This is a genomic window from Acinetobacter sp. CIP 101934, from assembly GCF_000369585.1.
GTDB lineage: Bacteria > Pseudomonadota > Gammaproteobacteria > Pseudomonadales > Moraxellaceae > Acinetobacter > Acinetobacter schindleri.
In genome coordinates this window covers 2,516,535-2,527,760 of record NZ_KB850094.1, presented here as the reverse complement: position 1 = coordinate 2,527,760, position 11,226 = coordinate 2,516,535, and the positions used below count along the sequence as shown (strand labels likewise).

Here is an 11,226-nt window from a genome sequence, read left to right as displayed (position 1 = left end):
AAAGCTGGCAAGAAGTCCTTATAGATAACATTGTGGATAACTCTTTTTGAGCAAATTGAGGGGTACTTTTTATTCAGATAGACGGTTGCCTAGCCTAGATTTGTTCAATGTTTTGTATAAAAAATGTCGCTAACAGAAATATCTGCAAAAAAATATTACAAAATGCTACTTTGATGTATCAGTTTGGTGAACGCTATCTTGTTTACAATGTAAACGTGTGTATATTGCTTGCTATATCCACCGTATCTATCAGATTTCAAAAGGATACGTCCATCGAATAAAGGTGCACAATATATGAGCCAAGAAGAAAAGTTACCCAAAATTCTAATCGTTGAAGATGATGAGCGTCTTGCTCGTTTAACTCAAGAATATCTTATTCGTAACGGACTTGAGGTAGGGGTAGAGCCCGACGGTAATCGTGCGATTCGCCGCATTATCGCCGAGCAGCCAGACATGGTAGTTTTAGATGTTATGTTGCCAGGTGCGGATGGATTGACCATCTGTCGTGAAGTTCGTCCACATTATCATCAACCGATTTTGATGCTGACTGCACGCACTGAAGATATGGATCAGGTATTGGGTTTGGAAATGGGTGCGGACGACTATGTCGCTAAACCGGTTCAGCCGCGTGTGCTATTGGCGCGTATTCGTGCCTTGTTGCGTCGTACTGATAAAGTACCTGAAGATGAAGTGGCTCAACGTATTGAATTTGACGATCTTGTGATCGACAATGGTGGCCGTTCTGTGACCTTGAATGGTGAATTGGTAGACTTTACCAGTGCAGAATATGATCTGTTGTGGTTGCTTGCATCAAATGCAGGCCGTATTCTTTCGCGTGAAGATATTTTTGAACGTCTTCGTGGCATTGAATATGATGGCCAGGACCGTTCAATTGATGTTCGTATTTCGCGCATCCGTCCGAAAATTGGGGACGATCCAGAAAACCCTAAACGTATTAAAACAGTTCGTAGTAAAGGTTATCTGTTCGTTAAGGAAACCAATGGCATGTAAATACATGCCATTCCTAAGCTGAATAAGCGGGAAAGCTTATAAGTGTTCAAACACAATATATTTTTGCGTATTTATGCAGGACTTGTCATTCTGGTACTCCTGGTGACCCTGTTCGGCTATCTGTTGGTGCAGATTATTAACTACCAGCGGGCGCAGGTATATCGTGAGTCCCTGACTGATGGTATGGCCTATATCATGAGTGAAGGGGTAGCACGCCAGCCGAATATGCAGCAGAAACTGGACTGGATTTCGGATGCTTCAGATTTGCTGGAGCTTCCGATCTATTATGTAGAAGCTGAAAAAGTTGATCTGACCCGTGCAGAGAAACGTCGTATTGAAGACCGTAAGGCGGTAGTGCGTTGGGATGCACAAACCTCAGTGGCTTATGTGGTCATTGGGCTGCGTGATGATCCAAAGCATTTTCTATATATAAAAGCAGATAATATTACCGAGCGTCAGATGAAGGCGCTGCCGGTATTTATTCTGGACTATCTGGTTTATTACCCAGGTCAGGAAAAAGAATATCTGGAAAAGATCCAGAAGTATTTTTCTTATCCAATCAGTATTCAGGATGTGCAGAGTCTGCCGCTCGATTCAGAGCAGATTGGTCGTCTACGTCTAGATCACAGTATTATCCTCTACCGGGATAGTGCCACGATTCGCGGTACTACCATTTCAATTGTTTCACCAATTCCAAGCTCTGTTTCCGAAGTATTGGTGATGGGGCCTGTGCCTTTGTTTAACTGGATGCCATTTCAGTTGGCAGCCGGGATTACCTTGCTAAGCATGTTTGTGCTGAGTCTGGGGGTATATGGTTTGCTGGTGCCGATGCAACGTAAGCTGCGTGAAGTTAGCTATGCCTTGAACAAGATGAAGTCCGGTAACATGTCGGTACGACTGGCGATAGATGGTAAGGATGAAATGGCATTATTGGCATCCAGCTATAACGCCATGTCAGATCATATTCAGCGTCTGATCGAAGCCCAGCGTGAGTTGATGCGTGCAGTTTCACATGAACTGCGGACACCTGTTGCACGGATCCGTTTTGCCATGGAAATGCTGGCGGATGAAGATGATTATGAATATCGTCTGCAACAGATGGAACAGATCGATAAAGACATCGAGGCCTTGAACAAGCTGATTGATGAGATCATGACCTATGCCAAACTGGAGCAGGGTACACCTTCCCTTGATTTCGAGAAGATTAATCTGCATGAAGTGCTGGATCAGGTTGTAGCTGAAACTGAAGCGCTAAAAACTGGCAAGAAGGTTGAGCTGCATCAGGTGCCGATGGATATCGAGGTTGAGGCCGAGCGTCGTTATCTACATCGTGTGGTACAAAATCTGGTGGGGAATGCTGTGCGCTATTGTGATGAAAGAATCATGATTAGCGGTGGTATTGATGCCAATCATCAGGCTTATATCTGTGTAGAAGATGATGGTGCGGGGATTCCGGAAGAAGATCGTGCTCGCGTCTTTGAAGCCTTCTCTCGCCTGGATGACAGTCGTACCCGTGCATCTGGTGGTTATGGCCTGGGTTTGTCGATTGTTAGCCGGATTGCCTTCTGGTTTGGTGGCAAGGTCGAAGTAGATCAAAGTCCTAAGCTGGGTGGTGCACGCTTTACCATGAGCTGGCCAGCTCAACGTTATAAGAAGAAATCCCGCTTTAAGGCTGTTGAAGAGCATAAAGAAGACCTGGATTCCTTATAAAAAGGTGTCTGTGGATTATAAAAAAACGATGCATCCGCATCGTTTTTTTATTGAGGCTAATTAATAAAAGCACTCAGGTTTTATAATTCGCTTTATTCATGGATTTCAGCATCGGGCTCAATGATCGGTTTACCTTCGCGTAAACTTTTGGCCGCTTCCGAATTCAGATTCATCAGAAGGTTATTGTACTTTCCATCGATGCTATAGCCTTGAATCAGTTTTTGGTCGCCATGCAGAGTTTCCACGCGATATTCATCAGCAATATTTAAAATGCCTTCTAAATTTGTCGAGGCAGAAGCGAAATCCTTGCCAAACAGATCATAAATATCCTGCAAGTTGAAATTAGGAGTGTTTTCCTCAGGATGCTTCACAATATAGTTTTCAAGATGTCGAACAAACAGCTGGGCATAGAGAAAATAATCAGGTTTATGGGTAAATTTTAAACTCATATATTCAATCCTTCTTGTTCATTTTTATGCTGTTTATAGGAATAACACAAAGTGATAAAGGGATGAAGTTGCAGAGGCAAGTGGTTGCAAAAAGTACACAATTCACAGGCAGTAATTATGTTTCAGTAGAATCAGCGATTAAAACAATTAAACTGATTTTGGAAAAAATAATGAATTTATTGTTTTTGATTTATTAAAGCGATTATTTCGCAACATGGGCGATAGAACCTAGAAAAATCGGGTATTCGTCTAAAAAATCATCCAAAAGACTAAGGCTTATAAGCTAGCAAGTGAAATCCAAAATCAGGTACAATTGGCGGGATTAATTTTGTGTTTGGTGTATTTGAAGGCCAATACATACATTCTTTGTTAATACATAGGCCTGCCAGGAGTTATCCCCGCATGAGTGCCATTACTCCATACGAATGGGCAATTATTGCCTTCGTGATCGGCGTTACATTTTTATGCGTCTTTATGCTTACTGTCCCATTACTCCTCGGGGGTAAATCATGGGGCCGTGCCAAGCAGGAGCAGTTTGAGTCAGGCGTAGTCAGCGCAGGTGGAGCTCGTATCCGCTTGTCTGCAAAATTCTATTTAGTTGCAATCTTCTTCGTCGTATTCGATTTAGAAGCACTTTATCTATATGCATGGGCAGTTTCTGTTCGTGAAGTGGGTTGGATTGGTTTTGCAACTGCAGCTATCTTTATTTTAGTTTTACTTGTCGGTTTGATTTACGAATTATCCACCGGCGCACTTAACTGGGCACCTTCAGACAAACGTAAGGCGACAGGAGTTAAAACTAAGATTGGTTCGCCAAACATGGATATCGCAGAAATCACTCGCTTCAACTCAATTGAAGAATTGGTTATAGACCCGACTGGTCAAATTCCAGCTCAATCATCTGGTCGTGTGAAAGGTTCACCGGCTCCATTATCTGATAAGGAGTAACCCGGGATGAAATACACTCTAACCCGTGCGAATCCGGATGCTGATCAATATCCACTTCAGGAACGTATTGTTGTCGACGATCCGTTACTACAAGAAGAAGTGAATAAAAACGTATTCATGACTCGCTTAGAAGATGTGCTGCACACTGCAGTAAACTGGGGTCGTAAGAACTCAGTTTGGCCGTTCAACTTTGGTACATCTTGCTGCTACGTAGAGTATGCAACGACCTTAACCGGCGTGCATGACTTGTCACGTTTCGGTGCCGAAGTTATTCGTGCTTCACCGCGTCAGGCGGATTTGATGATTGTTGCAGGTACCTGCTTCGTGAAAATGGCTCCGGTGATTCAACGTCTGTATGAACAGATGCTTGAACCGAAATGGGTTATTTCAATGGGTGCATGTGCCAACTCAGGTGGTATGTACGACATTTATTCAGTTGTACAAGGCGTGGATAAAATTATTCCGGTGGATGTGTACATTCCAGGTTGCCCGCCACGTCCTGAAGCATTGATTCAAGCACTCATGCTATTGCAAGACCAGATTCAACTTGAGCGTCGTCCGCTTTCTGCGGTGATTGGTGATGATCTTCAGCCAGTGTATAAGCCAAAGATGATGCCAGAACGTGACCGTAAGAAAGATCAGCGTATTGCTGTGAAAAATCTGCGCTCAATGGATGAAATTAAATAATTTAAGCGACAAATTTCTTTATGCACCCGACTTGGGTGTAGTTGTCGTTTAGGTTGACTGAATTTGTATTAAATAGGAAGCCAAGCCAATGGCTGAAACTGACATTGCTATGCCAGAATCAACATCTGTTGATTCCCGCCCTGCATTTGCAATTGTAGAAGAGCTCAAAACCAAGTTTGGTGAGAACTTCTATGTGCAAACAACTTTCGAGGATTTCCCGACGGTTTGGGTTGAGCGCGCACGTGTACAAGACGTTTTAATGTTCTTGCGTACAGTGTCACGTCCATACGTGATGTTGTTCGACCTGTCAGCGGTAGATGAGCGTCTGCGTACGCACCGCGACGGTTTACCTGCGTCTGACTTCACCGTGTTCTATCACCTGTTGTCGCTAGAGCGTAATACGGACATCCGTATTAAAGTTGCATTGAGTGAGAGCGATCTCAATATCCCGACTGCAACCAACATCTGGCCAAATGCCAACTGGTACGAACGTGAAGCCTACGATATGTTTGGCATCAACTTCGAAGGGCATCCAATGCTCCGTCGTATCCTGTTGCCAACTTACTGGGAAGGTCATCCACTTCGTAAAGAATATTCTGCACGTGCGACTGAATATACCCCGTACCGTCAGAACCAGGCGAAGCAGGACTACGAACAGGAACATCTTCGTTTCGTTCCTGAAGACTGGGGCATGAAACGCGGCACAGCCGATGAAGACTTCATGTTCCTGAACCTGGGTCCTAACCACCCGTCTGCGCATGGTGCATTCCGTGTGATTTTGCAGATGGACGGTGAAGAAATTAAAGACTGCGTACCAGATATTGGCTATCACCACCGTGGTGTGGAAAAGATGGCTGAACGTCAAACCTGGCATTCATTCATTCCGTATACAGACCGTGTCGACTACCTTGGTGGTTGTGCGCAGAACATGCCATACGTGATGGGTGTAGAGCAAATGGCGGGCATTACTGTGCCTGAGCGTGCGCAATGTATCCGTGTCATGATGTCGGAACTGTTCCGTATCAATAACCACTTGCTGTATATCGGTACTGCGATTCAGGATGCCGGTGGTATGACGCCAGTATTCTATATGTTCGCCGACCGTCAAAAGATCTATGACGCGATTGAAGCGATCACTGGTTACCGTATGCATCCAGCATGGTTCCGTATCGGCGGGACTGCGCATGACCTTCCAAACAACTGGCAGCACCTGATCCGTGAAATCCTGGATTGGATGCCAAAACGTTTGAAGGAATACCACACTGCAGCACTAAAAAACTCAGTATTTGAAGGCCGTACCCGTAACGTTGCGCAATACGATGCAAAATCTGCATTGGCTTGGGGCGTAACAGGTACTGGTTTGCGTGCAACAGGTATCGACTTTGACGTACGTAAATACCGTCCATACAGTGGTTATGAAAACTACGATTTCGAAGTGCCGGTGGAGTACGAAGGCGATGCCTATGCACGTGTGATCGTTCACTATCGTGAAATTGAACAATCGCTGAAAATCATCAAGCAATGTCTGGACAATATGCCGTCTGGTGCATACAAAGCGGATCACCCACTGGCTGTTCCACCACCAAAAGACAAGACTTTACAAGATATTGAAACCTTGATTACGCACTTCCTGAGCGTGTCATGGGGTCCTGTAATGCCTGCAGGTGAAGCATCTGTAATGGCGGAAGTGGTAAAAGGTGCATCGAACTACTACTTGACTTCAGACAAGTCAACCATGAGTTACCGTACCCGTATCCGTACACCGACCTTCACCCACTTGCAGCAAATGCCTTCCGTGATTAACGGCAGTCTGATGTCTGACTTAATCATTTATTTAGCGACAATTGACGTCGTAATGGCTGACGTGGATCGCTAAGGGGTAAACGCTTTATGATGATTTTGACTGATAAAAAGCCACGTGTGAATGTTGAAGGGATTTTGACAGCTGACGAAATCCACGAGATTGAACATCACATTGGTCACTATCCGTACCCACGTGCAGCGTGCCTAGATGCGCTGAAGTGTGTACAGCGTCGCAATGGCTGGGTAGACGATGCACAGATGAATGCCATCGCGCAGATGCTGAGCATGAGCCTTGCCGACCTTGAAGGTGTTGCGACTTTCTATAACCGTATTTACCGTCAGCCGGTAGGCCGTCATGTGATCCTGTTATGTGACTCTATTGCGTGCTTCTTGATGGGTGCGGAAACTTTAGCAGAAGCTTTTCAGCGTGAATTGGGGATTTCGTTTGGTCAAACAACCGCTGATGGTCGTTTTACTTTGCTACCAATCTGCTGCTTAGGTAACTGTGACAAAGGTCCAACCCTGATGATTGATGAAGATACTCATGGTCTGGTTGAAGTGACCTCAATTAAACAGTTATTGGAGAAGTATGTATGAATACTGAACCAAAACCAATTTATGGCGACGGTAATCCAGAAACGCATCCATTGACCTGGCGTTTGAGCAAACAAGCCAATGTTCGTAATGTTGATGACTACGAAGCTTTAGAAGGTTATGCAGGCTTTAAGAAAGCACTGACCATGCCGCCTAAAGATGTGCTTGAAATCATTAAAGCAGCGACTGTTAAGGGTCGCGGTGGTGCAGGCTTCCCGGCAGGTATCAAGTGGTCCTTAATGGCGCCAAATGACAATTCAGGTCCTCGTTACCTGATTTGTAATGCCGATGAAATGGAACCAGGTACTTTCAAAGACCGTCTGTTGATGGAAGATCTTCCACACCAGCTGATTGAAGGTATGTTGATTGCAGGTTATACGCTGGAAGCAACCCATGGTTATATCTTCATCCGTGGTGAATACATCGAAGCTGCTCAGTACTTAAATGAAGCACTTGAACAAGTTCGTGCCAAAGGTTACTTGGGTGACAATATCCTGGATTCAGGCTGGAGCTTCGAATTACACGTGCATACCGGTGCAGGCCGTTATATCTGTGGTGAAGAAACCGCATTGATTAACTCGCTTGAAGGTCGCCGTGCCAATCCGCGTACCAAACCACCATTCCCGCAGGTCGCAGGTGCTTGGGGTCGCCCTACGATTGTCAACAACGTAGAGACCTACAACAACTTGCCAGCAATCATGCTGCGTGGTCCTGAATGGTACATTGGCTTATCTGCGGGTAAATCGAAAGATCCAGGTACAAAAATCTACGGTGCATCAGGTAAAGTTAAATTCCCTGGTCTATGGGAACTTCCATTTGGTACCACTGCACGTGAAGTGATTGAAGATCATGCGGGTGGTATGCGCGACGGTTTGAAACTGAAAGCATGGTTACCGGGCGGTGCATCAACTGACTTCCTGGCTGCCGAGCATATTGATCTTCCTATGGATGCGGAAAGCATCATGAAGGCAGGTTCGCGTTTAGGAACTTGCTTATTGATGGTGGTAGATGAAACCCAATGTATGGTTTCAGCGACACGTAACCTAGAAGAATTCTTTGCACGCGAATCATGTGGTTTCTGTACGCCTTGCCGTGATGGCTTACCTTGGGCGGTGAAAGCGCTTAAAGCACTAGAAGATGGTACAGGTAAGAAAGAAGATATCGATCACTTACAAGAGCTTACCCGTAAGCTTTGGATTGGTAAAACTTTCTGTGCTCACGCACCAGGTGCGATGGAACCGTTAATGGGCGCACTCAAACATTTCCGTGGCGAGTTTGAAGCAAAAGTGGTGAATGCCGCAGCTCAAACCAGCAACGTAGAACAAGCTTAAGGAATTCGACTATGGCTACAATTCATGTCGATGGAAAATCGTATGAAGTCAACGGCTCAGAGAACTTGCTACAAGCATGTTTGAGTCTGGGCATCGACATCCCATACTTTTGTTGGCATCCATCCTTAGGTTCTGTCGGCTCTTGCCGTCAATGTGCTGTGACCCAGTACGCGAATCCAGAAGATACGCGTGGCCGTTTGGTCATGTCATGTATGACGCCTGCGTCTGACAATACCTACATCTCGATTGAAGACAAAGAAGCGAAAGATTTTCGTGCTTCGATTGTTGAATTCTTGATGACCAACCACCCGCACGACTGTCCAGTCTGTGAAGAGGGTGGTCACTGTCACCTGCAAGATATGACAGTAATGACACAGCATGACCGTCGTCGCTACCGTTTCACCAAGCGTACGCATTACAACCAAGAACTTGGTTCGTTTATTGCGCACGAGATGAACCGTTGTATCGCATGTTACCGTTGTGTGCGTTACTACAAAGATTATGCTGGCGGTACCGACTTTGGCGTATATGCCAATGCATCACGTGTGTACTTCGGCCGTCCAGAATCAGGCACTTTGGAATCTGAATTCTCGGGTAACCTGACTGAAGTATGTCCGACTGGTGTATTCACCGATAAGACTCACTCAGCACGCTATAACCGTAAATGGGACATGCAGTATGCGCCTAGCGTATGTCATGGCTGTTCTTCAGGTTGTAACATCTCTCCTGGTGAGCGTTATGGTGAATTGCGTCGTGTAGAAAACCGTTTCAATGGTGATGTTAACCAGTACTTCCTATGCGACAAAGGTCGTTTCGGTACAGGTTACGTAAACCGTGAAGATCGTCCACGTCAGCCACAGTTCCGTACAGGTAACAATGTAGAAACTATTTCAGTTGATACTGCACTGGATACTGTGATTGCAAATATCCAAGGCAAAAAAGTTCTGGGTATCGGCTCTCCACGTGCGTCACTTGAAACCAACTATGCATTACGCGAGTTGGTTGGTCAGGACAACTACTCAACGGGTATGTCTCAAAAAGAGCAAAACCTGGTTGAACTGGCTGCATCAATCATGCAAACCGAGGGTGTTTATAACCCGAACATGCGTGAAATCGAAAGCTACGATGCTGTTCTGATTCTGGGTGAAGATCTGACTCAAACTGCGCCACGCATGGCTTTATCTGTTCGCCAAGCTGCGAAGAACAAAGGTAAAGAAATGGCGGCAGAACGCCGTACACCAGACTGGCTGGCTGAGCCTGTTCAACGTATTGCGCAAGATGCAAAATCTCCGATTTACATTTTGGCAGCAACACAAACACGTCTAGCTGACGTAGCAACAGGTGAAGTGGTTGCATCTCCAAACGACATCGCGCGTTTAGGTTTTGCGATTGCAGCAGGTGTGAAAGGCGAAAGCATCCTGGGTTTAGATGACGATGCCAAAGCATTTGCACAAACGATTGCAGATACGCTGAAAGCTGCGAAGAAACCACTGATTGTTTCTGGTACTAGCTTGCAAGACGCTGCGATCATGGAAGCTGCTGCACAGGTTGCACAGAACCTTGGTAATGCTGGTCTGACTTTGACTATTCCTGAAGTGAATTCGATGGGGCTGGCAATTTTCGGTGGTCACAGTCTTGAACAAGCATTCGCTCAAGATTACGACACTGTGGTGATTGTTGAAAACGACCTTTACCGTCGTTTACCAACCGCTCAGGTAGATGCTGCACTGGCAGGTAAAGAAGTGATCGTGCTTGATCATTCTGAAACTGAGACAGTGAAGAAAGCCAATATCGTACTTTCTGCTGCATCGTTTGCTGAAGGTGATGGTACGGTTGTTTCTCAAGAAGGCCGTGCACAACGTTTCTATCAAGTGTATGACCCAAGCTATTACAATCCTGAACTGGCCATCAAAGAATCTTGGCGCTGGTTGCATGCCATTGAAACTGGTGTGAAAGGTCAGCCAATTTCCTGGACTGTACTTGATGACGTGATTGATGCAGTAGCAAAAAATGTTCCTGCACTTGAAGCGATTCAAGACGTTGCTCCAGACGCGGGCTTCCGTGTTCATGGTCTGAAAGTTGCACGTGAACCACGTCGTTATTCTGGCCGTACTGCAATGCGTGCACCGCTTTCTGTACACGAGCCAAAACAGCCGACTGACCAAGACACTGCGTTAACCTTCTCGATGGAAGGTTATGTGGGTGACCAGACTCCATCTCCACTGGTTCCATTTGCATGGTCAGCGGGCTGGAACTCTCCACAAGCCTGGAACAAATTCCAGGATAAAGTGGGTGGTCATCTGAAAGGTGGTGATTCTGGTATCCGTCTGTTCGACCTGTTACCGAAACGTCCAGCGCGTACTTTCGTTGCACCAGCACCTGTGCTTGTGAACGCTGAAAGCTTCCGTCTGGTACCGATGCATCACATCTTTGCCTCTGGCGAATTCACGATCAAAACACCAGCAATGGAATCACGTATTCCGGATGCAGTATTTGCAGTGGGCGAACAGGATGCTACACGCTTGAACCTGCAAGACGGTCAGAAGATCACTGTGAAAGCAGGCGAGACTTCAATCGTTCTTCCTGTACAAGTGATTGAATATTTACCTACAGGTTATATTGGTTACCCAATTGGTCTAGCACCGACGGTATCTCTTGCAGAGCCTGTTTCAGTCGCGGTAGGAGTATAATTC

At 45.7% G+C, this 11,226-nt stretch carries 9 protein-coding genes; 8 read left to right on the top strand and 1 reads right to left on the bottom strand.

Annotation, left to right across the window (positions count from 1 at the left end; all coding sequences use genetic code 11):
• Positions 1-294 precede the first annotated feature (294 nt).
• Positions 295-1,011, top strand: coding sequence for a response regulator transcription factor BfmR (gene bfmR, locus F899_RS12350; protein ID WP_004891693.1), 717 nt, complete (start codon positions 295-297; stop codon positions 1,009-1,011).
• 42 nt (positions 1,012-1,053) lie between these two features.
• Positions 1,054-2,721, top strand: a complete 1,668-nt coding sequence (gene bfmS, locus F899_RS12345) for a sensor histidine kinase BfmS (RefSeq protein ID WP_004891695.1) — start codon at positions 1,054-1,056, stop codon at positions 2,719-2,721.
• 92 nt (positions 2,722-2,813) lie between these two features.
• On the opposite strand, the gene F899_RS12340 is transcribed toward bfmS, so the two are convergent.
• On the bottom strand, positions 2,814-3,170 hold the full coding sequence (locus F899_RS12340; RefSeq protein ID WP_005223086.1) for a hypothetical protein: 357 nt from the start codon (positions 3,168-3,170) through the stop codon (positions 2,814-2,816).
• Positions 3,171-3,572: 402 nt separating this feature from the next.
• On the opposite strand from F899_RS12340, the gene F899_RS12335 reads away from it, so the two are divergent.
• The 6 genes from F899_RS12335 to nuoG all read left to right on the top strand — a co-directional run bounded on the left by F899_RS12335 (position 3,573) and on the right by nuoG (position 11,223).
• The gene (locus F899_RS12335; RefSeq protein ID WP_004814675.1) at positions 3,573-4,118 is read left to right on the top strand and encodes an NADH-quinone oxidoreductase subunit A; all 546 of its coding nucleotides are present in this window, start codon (positions 3,573-3,575) and stop codon (positions 4,116-4,118) included.
• A gap of 6 nt (positions 4,119-4,124) precedes the next feature.
• Positions 4,125-4,805, top strand: a complete 681-nt coding sequence (locus tag F899_RS12330) for a NuoB/complex I 20 kDa subunit family protein (protein ID WP_004814676.1) — start codon at positions 4,125-4,127, stop codon at positions 4,803-4,805.
• Between the two features lie 88 nt (positions 4,806-4,893).
• Positions 4,894-6,681, top strand: coding sequence for an NADH-quinone oxidoreductase subunit C/D (nuoC, locus tag F899_RS12325; protein ID WP_004891702.1), 1,788 nt, complete (start codon positions 4,894-4,896; stop codon positions 6,679-6,681).
• Between the two features lie 14 nt (positions 6,682-6,695).
• Positions 6,696-7,205, top strand: a complete 510-nt coding sequence (gene nuoE / locus F899_RS12320) for an NADH-quinone oxidoreductase subunit NuoE (protein ID WP_004814680.1) — start codon at positions 6,696-6,698, stop codon at positions 7,203-7,205.
• On the top strand, positions 7,202-8,533 hold the full coding sequence (gene nuoF / locus F899_RS12315) for an NADH-quinone oxidoreductase subunit NuoF (RefSeq protein WP_005223076.1): 1,332 nt from the start codon (positions 7,202-7,204) through the stop codon (positions 8,531-8,533). Before nuoE ends, nuoF begins: the two co-directional genes overlap by 4 nt.
• 11 nt (positions 8,534-8,544) lie before the next feature.
• Positions 8,545-11,223: an NADH-quinone oxidoreductase subunit NuoG gene (gene nuoG, locus F899_RS12310; protein WP_005223075.1), complete on the top strand. Its 2,679-nt coding sequence runs from the start codon at positions 8,545-8,547 to the stop codon at positions 11,221-11,223.
• The last annotated feature ends 3 nt before the right edge of the window (positions 11,224-11,226 follow it).